This is a genomic window from Brachybacterium sp. GCM10030267 (assembly GCF_042666875.1).
Lineage (GTDB): Bacteria > Actinomycetota > Actinomycetes > Actinomycetales > Dermabacteraceae > Brachybacterium.
In genome coordinates, this window is the sequence record NZ_JBHTCX010000012.1 from 214,183 (window position 1) to 236,885 (window position 22,703).

The following is a 22,703-nucleotide window of genomic DNA, read 5'->3' on the forward strand; positions in this document are numbered from 1 at the left end:
CGGAGGCCGCCGGAGCATCACCCCGAGGGCGTCGGAGGGACCGCGTGCGCGAGCCACCATGGCCGCCAGCAGCGTGGTGATGCTCGTGATCGGTCTGATCTTCCTGATCCCCCTGCTGTGGGTGGTCCTGGCCTCGTTCGACGTCGAGGCGTCGCTGTCGGTGGCCTGGCCGGAGAGCTGGAGCCTGGGCAACTTCGGCGCCATCTGGAACATGGAGACCACGTTCCGGCCGCTGGCGAACTCGCTGATCCTGTGCGGCGGCGCCACCGTGGTGACGATGACCGCGGCCGTCCTGTGCGCCTACCCGATGTCGCGGTTCCGGTTCCGCGCGAAGCGGCCGCTGCTGCTGACGATCATCTTCTCCACGGGTCTGCCGATCACCGCGATCATGATCCCGGTGTACTCGCTGTTCGTGCAGGTGAACCTGATCGACTCGATGTTCGGCGCGATCCTGTTCCTCGGTGCCAGCTCGCTCCCGTACGCCATCTTCCTGACCAAGGGCTTCATGGACGGCGTCCCGGTGGAGATCGAGGAGTCGGCATGGACCGAGGGCGCCGGTGTCTACCGGGCGCTGTGGTCCGTGGTGCTGCCGCTGATGCGTTCGGGCCTCTCGGTCGCCACGATCTTCACCTTCGTGATGATGTGGGGCAACTTCTTCGTCCCGTTCATGCTGCTGCTGAGCCCGGAGAACCTCCCGGCCGCGGTCACGCTGTACACGTTCTCCTCGCAGTACGGGCAGGTCGCCTACGGCCAGCTCGCGGCCTTCTCGATCTTCTACTCCCTGCCGGTCGTGGTGCTGTACCTGTTCCTGGGCCGCAGCCTGGGCACGGGCTTCGCCGCCGCAGGCGGGGTCAAAGGCTGATCGACGTACTGCGAGCTTGCGAGCGGTAGGAGATCAGCGGGTCGGGTGCAGGCTGATCGACGTACTGCGAGCTTGCGAGCGGTAGGAGATCAGGCGGTGGAACGCAGGCTGATCGAGGTACTGCGAGCTTGCGAGCGGGCGAACAATGCTCGCGGCCGCCGTCGCCCGTTCAGCCACGCCCCAAGCCACGTGGACCGCACGAACAGGTCGTAGCTGACCAGGAGCACGCCCACCACGACCACGAGGGTGATGGTCAGCTTCACGATGACCGGTAGGGCGAGGTCGGCCAGCGGCACCTCGACCAGCAGCAGCAGCGGCAGGTGCATGAGATAGATCCAGTACGAGGCGTCGGCGAGGTACCGGACCGCCGGGATCTCGCGGTCCAGCACCCGCCCGGCGAGCCCGAGCAGGGCGTACACCCAGGTCCACGCCGCCACGGCCGTCACGATCGCGGCCACGGGGAGCGGGACCAGGTGCTGACCGAGGAATCCGAGGATGCTCAGCAGCACCGCACAGGTGAGGTGCGCTGGCCACTGACGATGCAGTCGCCGGAGTGCCTCCGGGCGGGCGTGGAGGGCCCAGCCGATGAGGAACGCGCCGGTGTAGGCGATGCTGGCGCCTGCCACAGGCATGAGGGTGCGGGGCTCGACGATCCCGCCCGCCATGGTCCCTTGCGCCATCAGACCCAGCGCGTACGGCACCGCAGCGATCAGCACCCCGGCAGGTGAGGAGAGCAGTCCTCCGGCGCGGGAGATGAGCTTCTCGGCGCGGTGAGCACCGATGATCCGCACCAGGATGGCGCGAGCGGCGACGTTCACGAGCACGATCTCGAGCAGGAGCAGCAGGAACCACAGGTGGAAGGTGGGTAGAGCGAGGATGCCCGCCTCCGCGTCCCCACCGCTGCCCTCGGGGGCCGGCGGCTGGGTGAGGGGGCCCGCGCTGCGCAGCAGCTGATTCGTGACCAGGGCGAGCACTGTCAGTCCCGCCATGATCGGCCAGAAGCCCACCAGCGGGAGGCCGATCCTGGTCGCTCGGTCGCGGAGGTAGGCCCCGGCGCCTCGCCGGTTCAGCACCATGCGACCGAAATAGCCCGCGAGGAGCATGAACAGCACCATGCGGAAGAGATGGAGCACGTAGACCACGACGAGCGCGGCGTCCGAGCTGCGCGAATCGGTGACCAGCCAGGGGACGCCGGGGAGGAACGGCATCACGGCATGGAGCAGGACGCCCAGCAGCAGCGCACCACCGCGCAGGGCGTCGAGGGACGGGATGCGCATCGGCGGGGGAGCGGGCCGCGACTGAGGTCCGGCCCCGGAGCTGGAGCCGGATGGCGAGCCGGGTACCCGTGCGGGCTTCGCCGCGGTGCCGGGGCCGGAGGCCGGCCCGGAGAGGGGAGCGGCAGGGGAGGCGGGGGCAGGATCGCGATGTTCGGGCATGTCCACAACCTAGGAACGGCGGGCGCTGAGCGCCTCACCCGAACGGGCCGGGTGCGCTCCACCGATCGGTGGAGGTGGCGGGCCTGGTGCTGGCGGGCCCGGCACGGGAGACTGACAGCTATGGCGAGGACAGCGACCGGATCCGGGGTCACGGAGGAGGACCAGGCCGGTTCCATGCCGTCCGGATCCATCCGGCGCGGGCCGTCGGCATCCACAGTCCCTGCAGCGGAGACCGCCCCGCTGTCCGCCGGTAGGCCTCCGCTCGACGGCGAGCGCACGCCCGCCATCGCCGCCTCGCCCGCGGTGGCGACCGGAGCGGACGCCGGCCGGATCGGGACCATGGTGCTCGTGTGGCTGCCTCCCGTGCTGCTGGTCCTGGCGTGGGCCATCGGCCGGGCCGTCGCCGGGCGTGGGCTCGAGCCACTCTCGGTGAACGGATCACTGGTGCCCGCGGCTGCCCTGCTGGCTCTGCGCCCGGTGCTGGAGCTCCGTCTCCGTCGCACCCGCCCCGGGGACCACGGACTCACCGCCCTCTACGCGCTGCATCTGCTCCTGGTCGCGGCGGCGGTGATCGTGAACCCGCTGATGTGCATCTATGCCTTCGTCGGCTACCTCGACAGCGGGCGTTTCCTCACTGGCCGTGCCGTGCTCTTCGTGCTCGCCGCCACCGCGCTGGTGTCGGCCCTCGGTCAGGTCGGAGGGGCCGAGGTGGCATTCGCCCATCCCGCGTTCTACGCCCTGCTGGCGCTGGTCAACCTCGGCCTCGCGGGAGCGATGACCTTCCTCAGCGGTGAACGGGAGCGGATGATCGATCAGCGAGAGGCAGCGGTCCGGGAACGGGGCCGGGTCACTCGCGAGAACGCGGCGCTGCACGAGCAGCTGATGGCCCGGGCCCGTGAATCCGGCGTCGCCGAGGAGCGGGCGCGGCTCTCGCGCGAGATCCATGACACCGTCGCCCAGGGTCTGGTGGGCGTCATCCGTCAGCTCGAAGCCGTCGGCGACCACATCGATCCAGCAACCCGCTATCGCCTAGCCGCCGCGGAGGACGCCGCGCGGGACAGCCTGCTGGAGGCTCGCCGGGCGGTCGAGGCGCTCGGGCCTCACCAGCTCCAGCACGGCGATGTGATCGAGGCGCTCGGGGACCTCGTGGCCCGATGGGCGCGCGCCCACCACGTGGTCGCCACCTTCGATGCCGACGACGCCCCGCGCACCGGTGAGCACAGTGCCGTGCTGGTGCGGATCGTGCAGGAGGCCCTCGCCAACGTCGCGCGTCACGCCGAGGCCGGCACCGTCACCATCACCCTCGTCGGCGACGAGCACGAGCACGTGCTGCGGATCGCCGACGACGGCGAGGGCTTCGACCCCGGCAGCGTCCCGCGCGGCCACGGACTGGCGAACATGAGCGATCGGCTGCGCGCCGTCGGGGGCAGCCTCACCGTCGTCGCGGAGCCGGGACGGGGATGCACCGTCACCGCCCGTGTGTCCCGATGAGCGCCGTGCCGGCCGGGGCCCCGGTGCGGGTGATCGTCGTCGACGACCATCCGGTGGTGCGCGACGGCCTGGCGGCCATGCTCGGTGCGGACGAGCGCATCGAGGTGGTCGCCACCGCCTCCGACGGCGGGGAGGCGCTGCGGGAGATCGCCGCGAGCGGCACGGACGTGGTGCTCATGGACCTGCGGATGCCTGGCATGCCCGGCGCGGAGGCGATCCGAGCATTGCGCGAGTGTGAAGGCCCCCAGCCCAGGGTGCTCGTGCTGACCACCTACGACACCGATCGTGACATCCGCAGCGCGCTCGAGGCCGGCGCCGACGGATATCTGCTCAAGGACGCCCACCGCGAGGAGGTGATCCGTGCCGTCCATGACCTCGCCGAGGGCCGTCCCGTGCTGGCCCCGGCGGCGCTCGCCGCCCTGACCGGAGCGCGCAGCCAGCAGATCAGTCTCAGCGCCCGCGAGGCCGAGGTGCTGAGACTGGTGGCCGACGGCTGCACCAACCGGGCCGTCGCCTCCCGCCTCGGCATCGGCGAAGCGACCGTGAAGACCCACCTCATGCACGTGTACGAGAAGCTCGGCGTGGGTGACCGGGCCTCCGCGGTGCGCACCGCATGGGAGCACGGCCTGGTCTGACGCTCGACCACTCGTTCCGCGCCGTGACCTGCACAGGCGGCAGCGCTACGGTACATGGTCCGCACCATGGAAGAAGGAGACGGCATGTCCCAGTCCTCGTCCGAGCAGTCCGCGCACACTCAGCCGCTGGTGCCGGAGGTCGCCCGGCGCGCCCACGACCTCTCCACCCACGGCGGCGAGCCGTCGTTCCCCGCACAGGACCAGCAGCCCCCGGGGCTGACCTCCCCGATGCAGCCCGTTCCGGACCACGGCGAGAGCACCTACGTCGGCCACGGCCGCCTGCAGGGGATGTCGGCCCTCATCACCGGCGGCGACTCCGGCATCGGCCGCGCCGTGGCGATCGCCTACGCCCGGGAGGGCGCGGACGTGGCGATCAACTACCTGTCCGAGGAGCAGGAGGACGCCGAGGAGACCCGGCGCTGGATCGAGGAGGCCGGCCGGCGAGCCCTGCTGCTGCCCGGGGACATCCGGGACGAGCAGACCGCCAGGTCCTTGGTCACGAGCACCGTCGAGGAGTTCGGGCATCTGGACGTGCTCGTGAACAATGCCGCCTTCCAGTGGGGCAGGGCCGAGCCCAAGGGTCTCGCCGGGATCGACTCCGAGCGGCTGCATCGCACGCTGACCACCAACCTTGAGGCGCTGTTCTGGATCACCCAGGAGGCCGCCCAGCATCTGCAGCCGGGCTCGAGCGTGATCAACTGCTCCTCGATCCAGTCCTACGATCCCTCGGTGCCGCTGATGGACTATGCGGCCACGAAGTCCGCGATCAACAACCTCACGGTCAACCTCGCCTCCGACCTGGGCTCGAAGGGGATCCGGGTCAACGCGGTCGCGCCGGGGCCGATCTGGACGCCGCTGAACGTTGCCACCCGCGTCCCGGACGACTACGTCGCCTTCGGCGGCAACACCCCGCTGGGCCGCGCCGGGCAGCCCGCCGAGTGCGCCGGCGCGTTCGTGTTCCTGGCGAGCCCGGCCGACGCGAGCTACGTCTCGGGCACCGTGATCGGGGTGACCGGCGGCAGACCGGTCTTCTGAGCGGTGCGGGTCTGGGCCCCGATCCCGACGCCGCGGCCCGCCTGGAGGCGGTCAGCGGAAGATGACGGTCCGGTTCCCGTCCAGCAGCACCCGTGACTGGGCGAACCAGGTGACGGCCTGGCGCAGGGTGCGCACCTCGGCGTCCTGCCCGATCGCCATCAGCTCCTGCGGGGAACGGGTGTGATCGACCCGGATCACGTCCTGCTCGATGATGGGGCCCTCATCGAGGTCGCTGGTGACGAAGTGCGCGGTCGCCCCGATCTGCTTCACCCCGCGCGCGTACGCCTGGCGGTACGGATTGGCGCCCTTGAAACCGGGCAGGAACGAGTGGTGGATGTTGATGCACCGTCCGGAGAGCTCGGCGCACAGCTCGGGGGAGAGGATCTGCATGTAGCGGGCCAGGACCACCAGTTCGATGTCGTGCTCGGCGACGACCTCGCGCACGCGATCCTCGAACGCCGTCTTCTCCGCGGCGTCCTTGGTGGGCAGATGCTCGAACGGGACCTCGTAGAACTGCGAGAGCGGTTCGAGCGTGGCATGGTTGGCCAGCACCAGCTTCGGCTCGATCGGGAGGTGCCCGGCATCGATCTGGAACAGCAGGTCGTTCAGGCAGTGCTTGGCCGTGGATCCGAGGATCAGGGTGCGCACGGGCCGTCCCACCGAGTCGATGCTGTACTCGATGCCGAAGCGGTCCGCCACCGGCGCCATGGCGGCCCGGATCTCGTCGGCCGAGGCGTTGGTGGCGATCTGGAGGCGCATGTAGAAGCGCCGGGTGGCACCGCTCTCGAACTGGCGGCTCTCGGTGATGTTCCCGCGGACCCCGACGATCGCTCCGGTGACGGCGTGCACGATGCCAGGGCGGTCCTCGCACACGAAGGTCAGGACGTACTCGCGCGTGGGGACGGTGTGGTGGGCGGGGATCGGACTGCTCATGGGACGAGTCTAGGAGAGGCGAGCGGGCCACCATATGGTCCGGCCGATGTCGAGTGCGAGGGCGGGCACCAGGAGGCTGCGCACGACGAAGGTGTCCAGCAGCACGCCGAGCGCCACGATGATGGCGATCTGGGCGAGGAAGAGGATGGGGATCACGCCGAGCGCGGCGAAGGTCGCGGCCAGCACGAGTCCCGCCGAGGTGATGACACCGCCGGTCACAGCCAGGCCTCGCACCACCCCGCGCGCTGTGCCGTGCCGGAGTGTCTCCTCGCGGACCCGGGTCATGAGGAAGATGTTGTAGTCGATGCCGAGCGCGACCAGGAACACGAACCCGAACAGCGGCACCGCCGGGTCCGCCCCCGGGAACTCGAGGACATGGGTGAACACCAGTGCGGAGACCCCCAGGGCGGTGCCGAAGGAGAGCACGGTCGTGGCCACCAGCAGCACGGGCGCGAGCACGGAGCGCAGCAGGAGCATCAGGATCGCGAGGATCACGACCAGCACCACCGGGATGATGAGCGCCCGGTCGCGCGCCGAGGCGTCGTCGGTATCGATCGCCGTCGCGGTGACGCCACCGGTCACGGCGTCCACGCCCGCCTCGGCGAAGCTCTCCCGGACCTCGCGGACCGTGCGCTCGGCCGCCGCCGAGTCGGGGGCGTCGGTGAGAGTGGCCTGCAGCAGCACCCGGGCGTCGACCACGGTCGGCTCGGGCGCCGATCCGTCCGCGGCACCCTGGCCCCGAACGCCGTCGGCGGTGACGGGAGCACTCCCGCTGGGAACACCGTCGGCGGTCACTGTCACGCTGTCGATCCCAGCGGTTCCCAGCAGCACGTCGGCGGCGTCCTGCAACTGGTCCTCCTCGGCGAGCACCTGGACGGGGCTGCCCTGGCCGGCCGGGAAGTGCTCCGCGAGCGCCTCCTGCCCGTCCCGCGCGGGTGAGGGTCCGAGGATGAGGTCGGACTGCGGGACGCCGTCGGCCTCCAGCTGGAGCGCCCCGGCGCAGCCGGCCACGAGGACCAGGGTGGTGAGGATCCAGATCGGGCGGGGCCGACGGGCCACGGCTCGGGCGAGGCGGCCCCAGGCGCCGCTGTCGGTGGCGGGGTGTTCGACATCGGCATCGGCATCGGCATCGGCCTGGGCCTCGGGGGCGTAGCGGGGGCGTCGAGGCCAGAACGCGACCCGCCCGGTGAGGGAGAGCACGGCCGGCAGGAACGTCAGGGCGGCGAGCATCGCGAAGGCGATGCCGATTGCTGCCACGGGCCCCAGCGCGCTGTTGGACTTCAGGTCCGACAGCAGCAGGCACAGCAGGCCGGCGATCACGGTGCCCCCGGAGGCGAGGATCGGTTCGAGGGTTCCGCGCAGCGCGGCGGCGGTGGCAGGCCCGGCGCGGCGCCGGCGGCGCAGCTCATCACGGAAGCGGGCGACGTAGAGCAGCGAGTAGTCGGTGGCCGCGCCGATCACCAGGATGAACAGGATGCCCTGGGTCTGGCCGCTCAGCAGCAGCAGCCCCGCCTTGGCCAGCCACCACACCGTCAGCAGCGCGCTGCACAGCGCGAACATGCTCGTGGCCAGGACGATCACCGGAAGCAGCAGGGAGCGGTAGACCACCACCAGGATGACCAGGACGGCCAGCAGGGCGACCCCGAGCAGGAGTCCGTCGATTCCGGCGAAGGCTCCGGAGAGGTCGGCGGAGAACCCGGCCGGCCCAGTCACGTGGGAGGTGACGCCCGGGGGGAGGTCTTCCGCGAGCCGGCCGTCCAGGCGCTGGACCACGGACGCGAGATCGGCCTCCGCGTCGATCGGGACGAAGACCTGCACGGCCAGACCGTCCTCGGACGGGATCGGTGGTGAGACGTCCCCGCGCACGCCGTCGACATCGGCGAGAGACGATGTGGCCGTCCTGATCGTCTCGAGCTGCCCGGGGGTGAGCTCGGCAGGGGAGGTGATGACGATCAGGGCGGGGATCGCATCGGTGCCGGTGAAGTCGCCGGAGAGCTGCTGGACGCGGGTGGCCTCGGCGGACTCCGGGAGGTACGCGGTGCGGTCGTTGGAGGAGACCTCGTCGACGCGGCCGAAGTAGGGGCCTCCGATCCCGGCTGCGATCAGCCAGAGGAGGATCAGGACCGATGGCAGCAGCAGTCGCAGCAGATACCCCGTGCGTGACTGCGCCCGACGGTGGGTGTGACGCGTGTCCGCCGGCGAGGGGCTCGGATCCTCCGGAGAGGAGCGATCTGTCCCTTGGGCCATCATCGCAGCTCACGTCCCTTCCGCTCGGGGCGCGGCCGGTGCGCCACGGCCAGTATCGCACGAGTAGCTAGCCTAGCTAGCTAGTCGTGCGCCGGCGGGAAGGGTGAGGCGGCACGAGTAGCATGCCTGCATGGCGAGCCCGGGGGAGAGCATCGAGGGCGGGCATCCGTCGGCGGCCGACGTGTACAGCCTCTCCGGGAGCGATCCCGATCAGGATCTGGTCGACCGCACGGGGATGAGCGAGCAGGACATCGAGCAGATCGATGCCCTGATGTCCGCTCTCGGGCGTCTGCGAGCGGCGGAGAAGGAGCTGTCCGAGGCCTCCCGGCGGTACATGAACCTCAACGAGACCGACATGCGGGCGCTGCACTTCCTCATCGTCTGCGAGAACCGTGGTGTCCCCGCCACCCCGGGTGCCATCGCGGAGTCGCTGGGGATCTCCACCGCCTCGACGACCAAGCTGCTCGATCGCCTCCAGCGCGGCGGGCACGTGCGTCGTCAGCGGCATCCAGCGGATCGTCGGGCGCTGGTGATCCGGCTCGAAGCAGCCACGCGGGCCGCGGCCATCCGGACTGTGGGAGCGCAGCAGGCACGCCGAGTCCACGCCGCGCGTCGCCTGACGCCCGCTCAGCGCGCGGTGGTCACGGCGTTCCTCGCGGACATGACTGCCGAGATCTCCCTCGACGGTGCGCACTAGGACGAGGGTGCACAGCCCTCACCACGAGAGCCGGCAGGGGGATCGACATGACGAGCGGGGCAGCATCCGGACGGATCATCCGGTGCTGCCCCGCTGCCGGGGACATGCGTCCGCGCTCGGCCTCGGCGGGCCCTCAGCGGTGGGCGCGGCCGTACTGCGGCGGGATGTAGGCACCCTCGTGGCGCAGGGCCCGTGCCGCTCGCAGCGCGAAGTTCTGGTCGCGCAGCATCTCCCGGCCCAGCAGCACGACGTCCGCGAGGTCGGTGGCGACGATCTGCTCGGCCTGGAACGGCTCGTCGATCATGCCGACGGCCGCCGTGGGCAGGCCGCTGGCGGCGCGCACGGCGGTGGCCAGCGGCACCTGGTAGCCGGGGCCGACGGGAATCTGGGCGGGAACGTAGTTGCCGCCGCTGGAGATGTCGAGCATGTCCACGCCGTGCTGCTTCAGCCAGGCGCCGACCTGGCCGACCTCGTCGGCGGTGAGGCCGCCCTCGACCCAATCGGTCGCCGAGAGCCGCACCAGCATCGGCATCTGCTCGCCGATCTCCTCGCGCACCGCGTCGACCACGCGCAGCAGCAGGCGGGCCCGGTTCTCGAGCGAGCCGCCGTACTCGTCGGTGCGCAGGTTGCTCAGCGGCGAGAGGAACTCGTGCAGCAGGTACCCGTGGGCGCCGTGGAGCTCGACCAGGTCGAAGCCCGCCTGGACGGCACGGCGGGAGGAGGCGACGAAGGCCTCGACGGTCTCGTCGATTCCGGCGGCGTCGAGGGCCCGCGGAGCCTTCAGGCCCGGGAACGGCTCGGCGGAGGGGCCGACGGTCTCCCAGCCGCCCTCGTCCTCGGTGAGGCTCCCGGAGCCGTCGGTGCCCCACTCGGGGTGGGTGGAGGCCTTCCGGCCCGCGTGGGCGAGCTGGATGCCGATCGCCGCACCTTGGTCGTGGACCAGATCGACGATGCGGGCGAGCGCGTCGCGCTGCTCGTCGTTCCACAGGCCCAGGTCCTGCGGGGCGATGCGCCCTTCGGGAACCACGCCGGTGGCCTCGACGATGACCGCGCCGACTCCGCCGCGCGCGAACGACCCGTAGTGCATGAGATGCCAGTCGGTCGCCTTCCCGTCCTGCTCATGGACGGAGTACTGGCACATCGGGGGGACCCAGATGCGGTTGCGGACCTCGAGGGAGCGCAGAGTGATCGGGTCGAACAGAGCGTGGGTCATGGTGGAGAACTCCTCATCTGAGACGAACGGTGCTGACCGGACGAGTCGCAGGGGACCGCCGTGTCAGCACCGATGCCACGAATGTACGACCGCAGCGATCGATGCACCAATCGTGAACCCTATGACTGGTATAGGGATCACTATGGGATGCGTGCCTAGGATCGGGGGATGACGGATACACGCCATCCCACACCGGCACCTCGGATCGCCGAGTCGCCGGCGGCTCCTCACCCGCACCGCCCCGGAGCGGGCACCGCGGATCTCAATCTCCTGCGCACCTTCCTCGCCGTCTTCCGGGCCGGGACGTTCACCGCCGCCGCCCCGGCGCTCGGACTCTCCCAGCCCACGGTGACCACCCAGATCCGCGCCCTGGAGAAGCACACCGGTCGCCGGCTGTTCGAGCGCCGGCCCCGCGGCGTCGAGCCGACCGCCTATGCGCGAGGACTCGCCGCCCGCATCAGCGAGCCGTTGGACTCCCTGGCCGGCGTGGACGACGGGGCCTGCGCCGCGGGGCGCCCGGCCCCGGTGCACCTCGCGGGGCCCTCCGAGCTCGTGTGCACCCGGTTGGTCCCGGCGATCGCCCCGCTGGTGGCCGACGGGGTCCACGTGCGTCTGAGCCAGGGCGTGAGCGACACCCTGCTCGAGGAGCTGCGAGAGGGGCAGCACGACCTCATCGTCACCACCCGGCGACCGCGCGGCCGGGCTCTGGAATCATTCCCGCTGGCCGACGAGGAGTACGTGCTGGTGGCTTCACCATCCTGGGCGCAGCACGTCGGTGCCGGGCAGTCCGGGCAGGTGCTGTGCCACGCGCTGCGGGAGGTCCCGCTGGTCAGCTATGCCGACGACATGCCGATCGTGCGCCGCTATTGGCGCACGGTGTTCGGGACCCAGCATCCCCCGATCGGTCCCGCGCTGACGGTGCCCAACCTCCACGACGTCGTGGCCGCCGTCGCACGCGGGGCCGGGTACAGCGTGGTGCCCCGGTCGCTGGCCGCCGAGCACCTCGCTGCGGGCCGGCTGATCCAGCTCGACGATCCGTGCGACGGCCCGCTGAACACCCTGTTCCTGGTGCAGCGGCCCGGGGCGGATTCCAATCCGCACGCGGTGCGGCTGCGGGACGCCCTGCGAGCGGACGCGGTGTGCTGGAATGCGCCGCTGACCACGCGGGAAGACTGACCCGCCGATTCCGCGCGGGCTCGCGACCTGGGACGGAAGATCTCGAGAAGAACTCGTGGGCGTGGGGTACTTGACGGGGAGTTCCTCGGGGAGTGAGGGTCATCACACCGGACCGCACCTGCCACAAGGGGCGATCTTCGCTGCCGGGGTCCGGTACGGAGATCGGGATCGCCTCGCACCACGATGAGAGGTCTCCCATGGACACCAGCATCTTCGAACAGCATGAGTCCACGATTCGCGGCTACAGCCGCAATTACCCCACGGTGTTCAGCTCGGCCTCCAATGCCCGTCAGGTCGACGAGCAGGGGAAGTCCTACATCGACTTCTTCGCCGGGGCGGGGGTTCTGAACTTCGGGCACAACAACCCGAGGATGAAGGACGCGATGATCGCTTTCCTCCAGGCCGACGGCGTCAGCCACAGCCTGGACACCTACACCACCACCAAGCGCGACTTCGTCTCCCGGTTCCACGACGTGGTCCTGGCCCCCCGGGGCATGAACCACCGGATGCAGTTCATGGGCCCCACCGGCTCCAACGCGGTCGAAGCCGCTCTGAAGCTCGCGCGACTGGCCACCGGACGCCGCGAGGTCGTCGCCTTCAGCCACGGCTTCCACGGCATGACGCTGGGCTCACTCGCCGCGACCGCGAACGACGCCTTCCGCAAGTGGGCCGGCGTGCCGCTGGAGAACATCGTGCGACTGCCCTTCGAGACCGCCCCGGGTGGCACCACGGCGGTCGCCGAGTACGCCGAGGCGGTGGCCGACCCCTCCAGCGGGCTGACCCAGCCGGCGGCGTTCCTGGTCGAGGCCGTCCAGGCCGAGGGCGGCGTCAATGTGGCCACCGCCGAGTGGCTCCGCCAGATCCAGGACGTCGCCCACGAGATGGGTGCGCTGTTCATCATCGACGACATCCAGGCCGGCATCGGGCGCACCGGGAGCTACTTCTCCTTCGATGGGATGGGCCTGGACCCGGACATCATCACCCTGGCCAAGGGACTCGGCGGCTTCGGCACCCCGATCGCCATGAACCTCAACAAGCCCGAGATCGACGACAAGTGGTCCCCCGGTGCCCACACCGGCACGTTCCGCGGGCAGGGACTGTCCTTCGTCGCCGGCACCGTCGCCCTGGACTACTTCACCGATGACACCTTCCTCGCCGAGGTCCGGGACAAGGGCGAGGTCATGCGTGAACGCCTCCAGCGCATCGCCGAGACCCACGCCGGGCAGAGCTGGGAGGTGCGCGGGCGCGGCATGATGCAGGCCCTGGACACCGGCGACGGCGCCTTCGCCAAGCTCGTCCAGCAGGAGGCCTTCGAGGCCGGACTGCTGATCGGGCCCTGCGGCAGCGGCGGCCGCGTCATCAAGCTGATCCCGCCGCTGACGATCCCCGAGGATGATCTCACCGCCGGTCTGGACCGGCTCGAGCAGGCCATCGAGACCGCCCTGGAGGTGAAGTGATGCGCCGCCGCGAGGACATGACCTTCCCGCCCGAGGAGTACGAGCGTCGCGTGCGGGAGCTGCGCGAACGCATGGTCGAGCGCCGGCTGGATGCCGTGGTGATCTCGGATCCCGAGAACCTCATGTACCTCACCGACTACCAGACCACCGGCTACTCGTTCTTCCAGGCCCTGGTCGTGCCCCTGCACGACGAGCCGGTGATGATCACCCGCGCCATGGAGGAGTCCAACGTCATCCACCGCACCTGGGTGGAGCGCACCAACCCCTATCCGGACACCGGCGACGCCATCCGCACCCTGGTCCAGGTCCTCGAGGACCGGGGGCTGGGGGAGGCCCGGCTGGGCTTCGAGCGCAACAGCTACTACTTCCCCGCCTACCAGCAGGACCGTCTCCACGACGCCTACGGTGAGGGGCTGGTCGACTGCTTCGGGATCGTCGAGGAGGGGAGGCTGCGCAAGTCCGACGTCGAGATCGAGGTGATGCGCCGGGCCGCTCGCGCCGGTGAGGCCGGTATGGCCGCCGGGATCGAGGCCGCCGTGCCCGGGGCCACGGAGAACGACGTCGCCGCCGCCATCTCGGCGGCGATGTTCCGGGCCGGTGGGGAGTTCCCCGCCGTCATGCCCTACGTCGCCTCGGGTCCGCGTTCGATGATCGGCCACTCCACGTGGGAGGGGCGGACGATCCAGCCGGGCGAGCACGTGTTCCTCGAGGTCGGCGGCTGTTTCCGTCGCTACCACGCGGCGCTGATGCGTACCGTCGTCACCGGTGGACTGACCCCGTCGATGCGGCAAGCTCAGGAGACGATGAAGCTGGCGCTGGCCGAGCTGCGCAGCCGTATGCGGCCGGGCATGACCGTCTCGGAGACCGACCACATCGTGCGCAGCATCATCGAGGCCAACGAGGTCGGCGCCCGTCTGGTCACCCGCGCCGGGTACTCCATCGGGATCGCGTTCCCGCCGAGCTGGGACGAGGGCTACATCCTCTCGCTGATGGCCGGGGACGACACCCTGCTGGAGCCGGGGATGACCTTCCACGTGATCCCCTGGATGTGGGGAGTGGACGGTGACAAGACCGTCGGCATCTCCGACACCCTCCATGTCACCGAGGACGGCTGCGAGTCGCTGTTCACCCTGCCGGAGGACTTCGCCGTCCCCGGCGAGGAGCTGCCGGCCCCGGTGCCCGACCTGAACGCCCGTGCGAGCTGAACCCCGGTGACGGGAGAAGGGAGCAGCGCCATGACCGTGCTGACAGTCGTCGACCCGACCACAGAGAAGGTGGTCCGCGAGGTACCCGCTGCGAGCCCCGAGGAGCTCACCGCCGCGATCGAACGGTCCCAGACCGCCTTCGAGCTGTGGCGCTCGACGAGCTTCGCCCGCCGTGCCGAGGTGCTCACGGCGGTCGCCACGTATTTGCGGGAGAACACCGAACATCTCGCTCCGCTGATGACCGAGGAGATGGGCAAGCCCATCACGGAGGCGCGCGGCGAGGTGGCCAAGGCCGCGTGGGCCGCGGAGCACTACGCCGCCCACGCCGAGTCGTATCTCGCCACGGAGCACATCGCCTCGGATGCGACCTCGTCGTACGTGCAGTATCTGCCGCTCGGGCCGGTGCTCGGGGTGCTGCCGTGGAATGCGCCGTTCTGGCTCGCGTTCCGCTTCTGCTCCCCGGCGCTGATGGCGGGCAACACGGCCGTGATGAAGCATGACCCGCACGTGCCGGGATGCGCGGCGGCGATCGAGGAAGCGTTCCGGGCGGCGGGCGCGCCGGAGGGCGTCTTCCAAGCGGTCCAGGCGGCCACCCCGGATGTGGAGGCGATGATCCGCGATCCCCGGATCCGGGCGGTCTCCTTCACCGGATCCGACCGGGCGGGCTCGGCCGTGGCGGCGACGGCCGCCTCGGAGATCAAGCCCGCCGTGCTCGAGCTGGGAGGATCGGATCCCTTCATCGTCCTGGCTGACGCGGACCTGGAGAAGGCGGCCGATGTCGCCGCTCTCTCGCGGATCATCAACGCCGGCCAGTCCTGCATCGCCGCCAAGCGCGTGATCGTCGAGCGGTCCGTGCACGATGAGTTCGTGGAGCTGCTGACCGAGCGGCTGCGCAACCTGGTGGTGGGCGACCCGCGCGAGGAGACGACACAGGTCGGTCCGATCGCGCGGGATGACCTGCGCGAGAACCTCCACCGTCAGGTCACCTCCACGGTCACGGCGGGGGCCACGTGCGTCCTGGGCGGGCACATGCCGGAGGGGGAGGGGTTCTTCTACCCCGTCACCCTCCTGACCGGCGTCGAGCCGGGCATGGCCGCCTGCGCCGAGGAGACCTTCGGGCCTGTCGCCGCGGTGATCGCCGCCGACGACGCCGAGCACGCCCTGGCGCTGGCCAACGACACGGCCTACGGGCTGGGTGCGAGCGTGTGGACCACGAGCGAGCGGGGCGAGGAGATGGCGCGGCGGATCGAGGCCGGCCAGGTCTCCGTCAACGGCATCGTCAAGACCGACCCGCGCCTGCCCTCCGGCGGGATCAAGCGCTCCGGGTACGGCCGCGAACTGGGCCCGCACGGGATCCGGGAGTTCGTCAACGCCCAGCAGGTGTGGGTGGGACCGGTCGCGTCCTGAAGGCCGGCCGCCGAGCGGACGGTGACGCGCACGGCGTGCGGTGGCACCGACGGTCGCCGATGAGCGTTCGCGCTGGTCGGCGGCCTCTGCTCGCGTGCCGTGCGCGGGCGGTCGCGCGGGATCGGGCCGGGATGCGGGATCAGGCGGAGAACCGAGGACCGACGAGCTGCTCGGAGACCTCCCAGAGTCGCGCGGCAGATTCCATGCTGGCGAAGGGCTTCCAGAACGGCACCCGGGCAGGGGCGCCGGCGATGGTGCGTCTCGGCCCGTAGAACTCGTCGCCCTTCGACGAGGGACCGGCCGCGGCGAGCAGTGCGGGAAGCGCCGCGGACTGGGGCGTCCCGGCGATGCCGAGGCGCGAGAGCACGTGGATCACGCGACGGCTGCCCGTGGCGCGCTCGCGGCCCAGCCCGGGCTGGGCGCCCAGCAGATTCGTCGGCGAGACCCCGGGATGGGAGAGGTTGCTGCTCAGTCCCCAGTTCTCCTGACGGCTGCGCGCATCGAGCTGACGGGCGAACAGCGCCACCGCGATCTTGGAGGAGGTGTACGCCGTCATCGGGTCGTAGCCCCGCTCGGAATTCAGGTCGTCCCAGAGGATCTCGCCGCTGCGCGCTGCGATGCTGGTCTGGTGCGTGACGCGTGCGCGGCCCTCCTTCAGCAACGGCAGCAACCCCAGGGTGAGGGCGAAGTGACCGAGGTGGTTCGTGCCCAGCTGCAGTTCGAAACCATCCTGGGTGACCTGCCGGGTCGGCGGGGTCATGACGCCGGCGTTGTTGATGAGGATCGCGATCGGGCGCCCCTCGCCGGTCAGCTGCTGTGCCAGAGCGGCGATGGAGTCCAGGGATGAGAGGTCCAGCGGGCGGGTGGTGACGTTCTCGGCGCCCGTGTCCCGGCGGATGCGATCGGCGGCCGCGTCGCCTTTAGCAGGGGTGCGCACCGGCATCACCACGTCGGCGCCGGCCGCGGCCAGGCGGGAAGCGAGGTGGAGACCGATGCCGTCGCTGGCGCCGGTGACGACCGCGAGCTTCCCGCGTACGTCGTGGAGGTCGGGGGTGTTTGCCATGGAGATCCTTCGTCCGGTGACTCTCGTCCGCCGCTGGTCGGGCGTGACTCCATGTTTCACCTCGGGCGCGAGCGGATCCAGGACTCGGTGATCCACTGATACCGGGTCAGTGGGACGCACCGGGACGCGCTACGCCATCTCTCGCGCGCTGATCATCGAGAGGAGCTCGAGCTTCTCGTGGCTGTCCGTGCCGGGCACTGCGGTGTACACGAGCAGGCGGTGCGATTGCTCGGGGTCCAAGAGGGTCTGGCAGTGCAGCTCGAGCGCGCCCACTGCCGGATGCTGGAAGCGTTTGACCTCCGGCGGACGGATGCCGATCTCGCGCTGGCCCCACAGTGCCCGGAACTCGTCGTTGCGCGCGTACAGGAGGGTCGAGAGCTGCGCGGCCTTCGAGTCGGGCCCGCGCAGCGTGACGAGCTCGCGCAGGCCTGAGGCGTACAGCCGGGACAGATGATCCTGTTCGTCGATGGGGTAGCACTCCCGCGCCGCAGTGTCGGTGAACCAGCGGTAGCCGAGGCTTCGCTCGGGCCCCGTGAAGCGACCGGCATCGCCCAGGAGCGCGCGCCCCATGGGAGTCTGCCGGAGGGTCTCGCCGAGCTCGGTGACGATCTCGGCGGGCGTGTCCTGCAGCCGGTCGAGGATACGCAGGAGGCCGGGACCGATATGTTCGCTCGCCGGTCCCCGGGCCGGCGGCATGCGCCCCGCCAGTCGGAAGAGGTGATCGCGCTCGTCCAGGGAGAGATGAAGCCCCTGCGCGACCGAGGCGATCATCTGCTCCGAGGGCTGGGGCCCTGTGCCGCGCTCGAGACGGGCGTAGTAGTCGGTCGATATGTGGCAGAGCGTCGCCACCTCCTCGCGACGAAGGCCCTGCGTGCGCCGCCGCTGTCCCCGAGTGAGTCCGACGTCTTCGGGCTGCAGGGCTTCGCGCCGCCGCCGAAGAAAGATCGCCAGCTCCTTGCGATCGATCATTGTGGGGCCTCTCTCCGTCGCCTGCGTTCGTTCTACGCCCGTCCCAGCTCTGTGTGACCCCATCATCCCCAGGTCCTCGACGTGCTGGACCATCGTGAGCGTGGCCGTCACTGTATGGGCCGTGGATCGCAGGTGAGACCGTGGCGGCCATGGAGCTCCGTGCCGGCGGCGCGGAGTGTCGCCGGTGAACATCTCGCCGTGGGCGGGCCCGTAGCCCGTGAAGAGCAACAGGCACCCTCCATGATCTGGAAGGTGCCTGTGGCCTGCGCGAATCTCGGTCGGGCTGACAGGATTTGAACCTGCGACCCCATCACCCCCAGTGATGTGCGCTACCAAACTGCGCCACAGCCCGAGACCCTCCGTTGCCGGAGGACCGACGACGATAGTACCCCCGAACCGGACCCCAGAGCGAATCGAGAGCGGCGTGACCTGCGGCACCTCGCCGGCGCGGTGTCCACCGTGCCCGTGGGGACCTGCAGGTGCGGGGTGCGGCGCCCGTCGGGCCTCCTCCGGTGCGAACCGGCGGCGCGGCGGGCCGGCCGACCGGGTCCGAGGTCGGCGACCGACCAGATGGGCGGGGCGACAACGGCTCCCGGAGCGGTCTTCGTCGCTCTGCGTGCGACAGTGGGGCAAGAGGTCTCCGCACACGGAAGGACGTGCCCGATGGTGGACACAGCCGAGACTCAGCGCTGGCACGATGCTCTGCGCGAGCAGCCCGCCGGATGGGACGTCACCGCCTTGCCCGGGTTCCGTGAGCAGACGCCGCCGTGGCGATGGCGGAAACTGGTTGCCAACCTCGCCTGCATGTCCGACGCAGTGCTGGACCTCGGCACGGGCAACGGGGAAGTGCTGGCCGCACTGGCCGATGTCCTGCCGGAGAACACGGTCGCCACCGAGGGCAGGCCGTCCAGCCTTCCCGTCGCGCGCGCCCGGCTGGACCCTCTGGGCATCGACGTCCTCGAGCATGACGCCGGCAGCCCAGGGTCGCGCCTTCCCGCCGAGGACGACAGTGTCGGCCTCGTCCTGAGCCGCCACCAAGCGTTCGACCCTGTGGACGTCGCGAGGGTCCTCGCCCCGGACGGAGTCCTGCTCACCGAGCAGGTCGGCGGAGACGATCTGCGCGAGGTCCTCGAGGTCCTCGGCATCGATCCGCCGCTGCCCGACATCACCCTCGCGACCATGGAGCATGCTCTCTGCCGCGCCGGCCTCACGATCGAGCGCGCCGACTCGTTCCACGGCACGTACGAGTTCGACGACATGGCGAGCCTGCTGGGCTGCCTCCGCCGCCTGCCATGGCACGCACCGGGGGATCTCGACGTCGACCGTCACCGCGTGGAGCTCGAGGAGCTGCACGCACGGATGCAGGAGGGTCCTCTCCTCGCGACCTCCAGCCGGTTCCTCGTCCTCGCCCGCGCCCCGGGCAGGCCCGATCCCGGCCGCACCGACTTCGCAGACCTCCCCGCGGATGATCTCGAGGTCCCGCGGGTCTGAGCTCTCGGCCCCGTCAGCACCAGTAGTCTGCTGATATGCGTGCCCCGAAGCGGTCGACTCCGGGGTCGGCCCCACGGTCGACCCCTCACGGCGAGACGCCGTACTCGCCGGCGTCGCTGCTGCGCGCCCTGACCGCGAACCCCTATGACGTCGACGAGCTGCGGATCCACGGCGGGACGCACACGGAGGATGCCCCGCCGGACAACCGGGCCACCCGCACCATCACCCTGCTGCTGGCCCTCCTGCTCGGCTTCGCCGTCGCTGTCGCGGTCACCGACCTGCGCCGGGACGCAGCAGCCGATGACAGCCCCCGCACCCTGCTCGAGGCGGAGGTGCGCGAGACCCGCACCGAGGCCGACGAGCTCGAGGCCCGCCAGGAGACGCTGGAGAGCGACGTGGCCGCCGCACAGGGGGAGGTCCTGGACAGCGCCGATTCGGGCGCCTCGCAGCGACTGGCCTCCTACGAGATCGCCAGCGCCGGGGTGGCCATGGCGGGCCCCGGGGTGACGCTGAGTCTCGAGGACTCGGCCCCGCTGCCGGCCAGTCCCGGGGTCGAGAGCGGCACCGTCAACCGGGTCACGGACGGGGATCTGCAGATCGCGGTCAACGGACTGTGGGCGGCGGGCGCCGAAGCGGTAGCCATCAACGGGCACCGGCTCAGCACCACCAGCGCGATCCGCACGGCCGGATCCGCCGTGCTCGTCGACTTCCGCCCCTTGTCGCCGCCCTACGTCATCACCGCTCTCGGGGACCCCGAGGCGCTGCGATCCGGGGTCGAGGACGGTGAGACGGGGGAGTACCTCACCGAGGTCTCCACCCGCTTCGGCGTGCGTTACTCCTGGGAGAGCAGCGACGAGCTCACCGTGCCCGCTCGCTCCGTGGGCTCGCTGCGGGAAGCCGACGTGATCGAGTCCGAGCGCGACGGGCCCGACGGCGGCGCTGCGTCGGACTCTGCCGATTCATCTGCCGATACCGCCCCCGACCCCGCTGACGACAGCGGGTCCCGGAAGGACTCCGAATGATCGCCATCATCGGCCTCGCCCTGGGCATCGTGCTGGGCGTCGTCGTCCAGCCCGACGTGCCCGCCGCCCTCCAGGCCTACCTGCCGATCGCGGTGGTGGCCGCGCTCGACACCCTCGCGGGCGGGCTGCGCGCCAGCCTCGACGGGCTCTTCGACGCCCACGTCTTCATCACCTCGTTCCTGTTCAACGTGCTGATCGCGGCCTTCCTCGTGTTCCTCGGGGACCAGTTGGGCGTGGGCGCTCAGCTGTCGACGGCGGTGATCGTGGTGCTCGGCATCCGCATCTTCTCCAACGCCGCGGCGATCAGGCGCCTGCTCTTCCGCTCATGAGCGACGGCACGCGCATCCCCGAGAGCCCGGAGCAGCAGAAGCTGATCTGGCGGCGGCTCCGCGGCACGCTGCGTCCCCGCGCCACCTGGTCACAAGGGATCGTCGGGCTGCTCTGCGTGCTGCTGGGCCTGTCCATCGCCGCCCAGGTGCGCCAGAGCGACGACTCCCTGGAGGGCGCCTCCCAGCAGGAGCTGGTGCGGCTGCTGGATGAATCCGGGCGACACGTCGCCGGGCTCGAGGTGGAGAACGCCGAGCTCGAGAGCACGCTGGAGACCCTGCGCTCGGGACAGGACGACGACGCGGCCGCGCAGGAGGCCGCCGAGGATCGACTGGACGACCTCGAGATCCTCGCCGGCACCGCTCCCGCCCACGGCCGCGGGATCGTCGTCTCCATCGCGGATCCCGACGGCGGCGTGCGGTCCTCGACCCTGCTCGGTGTGATCCAGGAGCTGCGCAACGCCGGCGCCGAGGTGATCCAGGTGGGCGAGGTCCGCGTGGTCGCCTCCACCGCGGTCACCACCGACGCCGACGGTGATCTCGTCGTCGACGGCACCGCAGTGCCCGCCCCGTACACGATCCGCGCCATCGGCGACCCCGCCGTGATGGAGCCGGCGCTGCAGATCCCCGGCGGCGCCGCCGACTCGGTGGCCGGCGACGGCGGAACGCTCGCCGTGGCGACCGAGGACGACGTCCGGATCGAGGCGACCGTCGAGCTCAGCGAGCCGGAACACTCACGAGTGGTCAAGTGATCGTCAAATTCTGACCCTGTCCCAGCAGGAACGGCGCTGGTGACCGATCCGGCGTGCGAAGATGGGCGGGCCGTATCCTGTTCGCTCACGGAACAGGGTCCGCTGCAGGCCAGGAAGGGGTGCGGGGTGTCCGGGAACACCGACTGGAACGACGAGAATCTCGACCACACGTCGAAGCTGAGCGCGATATCGCCCAGCGACGCGGTCGACGACGCCGAGCCCGGACTCTCAGCCCAGGATCGCCGCGCGATCGAGAACCTGCCCCCGCACAGCGCTCTGCTGATCGTGCGCAAGGGCCCCAACCTCGGCGCGCGCTTCCTGCTCGACTCGGAGACCACGATCGCCGGTCGCCACCCCAACTGCGAGATCTTCCTCGACGATGTCACCGTCTCGCGCAAGCACGCTGCCTTCGTGCGCGACGGGGAAGGGTTCCTGGTCCGCGATCTGGGATCGCTCAACGGCACGTACGTGGGCAAGGACCGCGTCGACGAGGTGCGTCTTCAGCCCGGCCAGGACGTCCAGATCGGCAAGTACCGCCTGACGTACCACCCCTTCCTCGGGAAGGACTGAGTCGATGCCGGCCTCCGCATCGCGCAGGCCGAGCTCGTCCGGGGCTGCACGGCTGAGCATCGGTCAGGTGCTCGAGATCCTCCGCGACGAGTTCCCGGACCTGTCCCACTCCAAGCTCCACTACCTGGAGTCCGAGGGGTTGATCGCCCCCGAACGCACCTCCGCGGGTTACCGCAAGTACACCCGCGAGGACGTCGACCGGCTCCTGTTCGTCCTGCGTGCCCAGCGCGACCGGTTCTGGCCGCTGAAAGTCATCAAGGAACATCTGCTTGAGCACGGGGTCGACTCCGAGGTCACCTCCATCGCCTCCCGTCCCGGACCCAGCTCCACCATTCAGGCCGTGCGTCTGGACCGGCGCGGGCTGATCCGTCAGGCCGCGATCGACGAAGAGTTCCTGGCCGAGCTCGAGCAGTACGGCCTGCTGGCCGAGGGGGCCATGTTCTACGGTGCGGCCGAGCTCGAGATCGTCACCGCCGCCCGCGACCTCGCCGACGAGGGCCTGCACCCGCGCCACCTGGTCATGCTGCGCACCTCGGCCGAGCGCGAGGCCCACATGATCCGGTCCGTCGCCAGGCCGCGGTCGCGCTCCGGGGATGCCGCAGCCCGCGGAGGCGCCGAAGATTTCGCCCGTGACCTGGGAGAATCGATGATCTCCCTGCACAGCGCGGTGCTGCGCACGAAGCTGCGGGACACCTGAGGGCCGCCCGGAAGAGTGC

The 22,703-nt window shown here is 70.6% G+C and carries 21 protein-coding genes and 1 tRNA gene; 15 read left to right on the forward strand and 7 right to left on the reverse strand.

Translation table 11 applies throughout. From position 1 onward, the window contains the following. Positions 1-58: 58 nt before the first annotated feature. Positions 59-862, forward strand: a complete 804-nt coding sequence (locus ACFQS2_RS12060) for a carbohydrate ABC transporter permease (protein WP_377017278.1) — start codon at positions 59-61, stop codon at positions 860-862. A gap of 89 nt (positions 863-951) precedes the next feature. On the opposite strand, the gene ACFQS2_RS12065 is transcribed toward ACFQS2_RS12060, so the two are convergent. Next, positions 952-2,298 (reverse strand): acyltransferase family protein, encoded by a 1,347-nt coding sequence (locus ACFQS2_RS12065; protein ID WP_377793898.1) that lies wholly within the window; start codon positions 2,296-2,298, stop codon positions 952-954. A 120-nt stretch (positions 2,299-2,418) separates the two neighbouring features. Here ACFQS2_RS12065 and ACFQS2_RS12070 point away from each other — a divergent pair, with 120 nt between their 5' ends. From ACFQS2_RS12070 to ACFQS2_RS12080, 3 genes are all read left to right on the forward strand, one after another. Beyond that, positions 2,419-3,789 (forward strand): sensor histidine kinase, encoded by a 1,371-nt coding sequence (locus ACFQS2_RS12070; protein ID WP_377793899.1) that lies wholly within the window; start codon positions 2,419-2,421, stop codon positions 3,787-3,789. After that, on the forward strand, positions 3,786-4,424 hold the full coding sequence (locus ACFQS2_RS12075) for a response regulator (RefSeq protein WP_377793900.1): 639 nt from the start codon (positions 3,786-3,788) through the stop codon (positions 4,422-4,424). Before ACFQS2_RS12070 ends, ACFQS2_RS12075 begins: the two co-directional genes overlap by 4 nt. 84 nt (positions 4,425-4,508) lie before the next feature. Continuing rightward, a complete protein-coding gene (locus tag ACFQS2_RS12080) occupies positions 4,509-5,459 on the forward strand; it encodes an SDR family oxidoreductase (RefSeq protein ID WP_377793901.1) in 951 nt (316 codons plus the stop codon). Between the two features lie 51 nt (positions 5,460-5,510). Here ACFQS2_RS12080 and ACFQS2_RS12085 read toward each other — a convergent pair whose 3' ends face one another. After that, positions 5,511-6,392 carry a formyltetrahydrofolate deformylase gene (locus ACFQS2_RS12085; RefSeq protein WP_377793902.1) on the reverse strand — a complete coding sequence of 294 codons (882 nt, stop codon included), beginning with the start codon at positions 6,390-6,392 and terminating at the stop codon, positions 5,511-5,513. A gap of 9 nt (positions 6,393-6,401) precedes the next feature. Then, a complete protein-coding gene (locus ACFQS2_RS12090; RefSeq protein ID WP_377793903.1) occupies positions 6,402-8,639 on the reverse strand; it encodes an MMPL family transporter in 2,238 nt (745 codons plus the stop codon). 130 nt (positions 8,640-8,769) lie between these two features. Between ACFQS2_RS12090 and ACFQS2_RS12095 the strand changes: the two genes are divergently transcribed. Next, the gene (locus tag ACFQS2_RS12095) at positions 8,770-9,336 is read left to right on the forward strand and encodes a MarR family winged helix-turn-helix transcriptional regulator (protein WP_377793904.1); all 567 of its coding nucleotides are present in this window, start codon (positions 8,770-8,772) and stop codon (positions 9,334-9,336) included. 133 nt (positions 9,337-9,469) lie between these two features. Here ACFQS2_RS12095 and ACFQS2_RS12100 read toward each other — a convergent pair whose 3' ends face one another. Beyond that, positions 9,470-10,549, reverse strand: coding sequence for an NADH:flavin oxidoreductase/NADH oxidase (locus ACFQS2_RS12100; RefSeq protein ID WP_377793905.1), 1,080 nt, complete (start codon positions 10,547-10,549; stop codon positions 9,470-9,472). A 168-nt stretch (positions 10,550-10,717) separates the two neighbouring features. On the opposite strand from ACFQS2_RS12100, the gene ACFQS2_RS12105 reads away from it, so the two are divergent. The 4 genes from ACFQS2_RS12105 (at position 10,718) to ACFQS2_RS12120 (ending at position 15,794) form a co-directional block, all read left to right on the forward strand. Further along, positions 10,718-11,725 (forward strand): LysR family transcriptional regulator, encoded by a 1,008-nt coding sequence (locus ACFQS2_RS12105; RefSeq protein WP_377793906.1) that lies wholly within the window; start codon positions 10,718-10,720, stop codon positions 11,723-11,725. 197 nt (positions 11,726-11,922) lie between these two features. After that, the gene (locus ACFQS2_RS12110; RefSeq protein ID WP_377793907.1) at positions 11,923-13,182 is read left to right on the forward strand and encodes an aspartate aminotransferase family protein; all 1,260 of its coding nucleotides are present in this window, start codon (positions 11,923-11,925) and stop codon (positions 13,180-13,182) included. After that, positions 13,182-14,387, forward strand: a complete 1,206-nt coding sequence (gene doeA, locus ACFQS2_RS12115) for an ectoine hydrolase (RefSeq protein ID WP_377017118.1) — start codon at positions 13,182-13,184, stop codon at positions 14,385-14,387. The genes ACFQS2_RS12110 and doeA overlap by 1 nt, the downstream gene beginning before the upstream one ends. Before the next feature lie 30 nt (positions 14,388-14,417). After that, positions 14,418-15,794 (forward strand): NAD-dependent succinate-semialdehyde dehydrogenase, encoded by a 1,377-nt coding sequence (locus ACFQS2_RS12120; RefSeq protein ID WP_377793908.1) that lies wholly within the window; start codon positions 14,418-14,420, stop codon positions 15,792-15,794. Positions 15,795-15,933: 139 nt separating this feature from the next. Here ACFQS2_RS12120 and ACFQS2_RS12125 read toward each other — a convergent pair whose 3' ends face one another. From ACFQS2_RS12125 to ACFQS2_RS12135, 3 genes are all read right to left on the reverse strand, one after another. After that, the gene (locus ACFQS2_RS12125; protein ID WP_377017114.1) at positions 15,934-16,857 is read right to left on the reverse strand and encodes an SDR family oxidoreductase; all 924 of its coding nucleotides are present in this window, start codon (positions 16,855-16,857) and stop codon (positions 15,934-15,936) included. A gap of 129 nt (positions 16,858-16,986) precedes the next feature. Then, entirely contained in the window at positions 16,987-17,826 is an 840-nt protein-coding gene (locus tag ACFQS2_RS12130) for a helix-turn-helix transcriptional regulator (protein WP_377793909.1), read from the reverse strand. Between the two features lie 278 nt (positions 17,827-18,104). Further along, a tRNA-Pro gene (locus tag ACFQS2_RS12135) sits at positions 18,105-18,178 on the reverse strand. 311 nt (positions 18,179-18,489) lie between these two features. Here ACFQS2_RS12135 and ACFQS2_RS12140 point away from each other — a divergent pair. The 6 genes from ACFQS2_RS12140 (at position 18,490) to ACFQS2_RS12165 (ending at position 22,684) form a co-directional block, all read left to right on the forward strand. Next, the gene (locus tag ACFQS2_RS12140) at positions 18,490-19,317 is read left to right on the forward strand and encodes a class I SAM-dependent methyltransferase (RefSeq protein ID WP_377793910.1); all 828 of its coding nucleotides are present in this window, start codon (positions 18,490-18,492) and stop codon (positions 19,315-19,317) included. Positions 19,318-19,352: 35 nt separating this feature from the next. Next, complete coding sequence (locus ACFQS2_RS12145; RefSeq protein WP_377793911.1) at positions 19,353-20,339, forward strand: DUF881 domain-containing protein; 987 nt, start codon at positions 19,353-19,355, stop codon at positions 20,337-20,339. Further along, positions 20,336-20,668 carry a small basic family protein gene (locus tag ACFQS2_RS12150; RefSeq protein ID WP_377017106.1) on the forward strand — a complete coding sequence of 111 codons (333 nt, stop codon included), beginning with the start codon at positions 20,336-20,338 and terminating at the stop codon, positions 20,666-20,668. Before ACFQS2_RS12145 ends, ACFQS2_RS12150 begins: the two co-directional genes overlap by 4 nt. Beyond that, a complete protein-coding gene (locus ACFQS2_RS12155) occupies positions 20,665-21,417 on the forward strand; it encodes a DUF881 domain-containing protein (RefSeq protein WP_377793912.1) in 753 nt (250 codons plus the stop codon). Before ACFQS2_RS12150 ends, ACFQS2_RS12155 begins: the two co-directional genes overlap by 4 nt. Before the next feature lie 126 nt (positions 21,418-21,543). Continuing rightward, positions 21,544-21,987, forward strand: a complete 444-nt coding sequence (locus tag ACFQS2_RS12160; RefSeq protein ID WP_377017102.1) for an FHA domain-containing protein — start codon at positions 21,544-21,546, stop codon at positions 21,985-21,987. A gap of 4 nt (positions 21,988-21,991) precedes the next feature. Continuing rightward, positions 21,992-22,684 (forward strand): MerR family transcriptional regulator, encoded by a 693-nt coding sequence (locus tag ACFQS2_RS12165; protein ID WP_377793913.1) that lies wholly within the window; start codon positions 21,992-21,994, stop codon positions 22,682-22,684. Positions 22,685-22,703 lie beyond the last annotated feature (19 nt).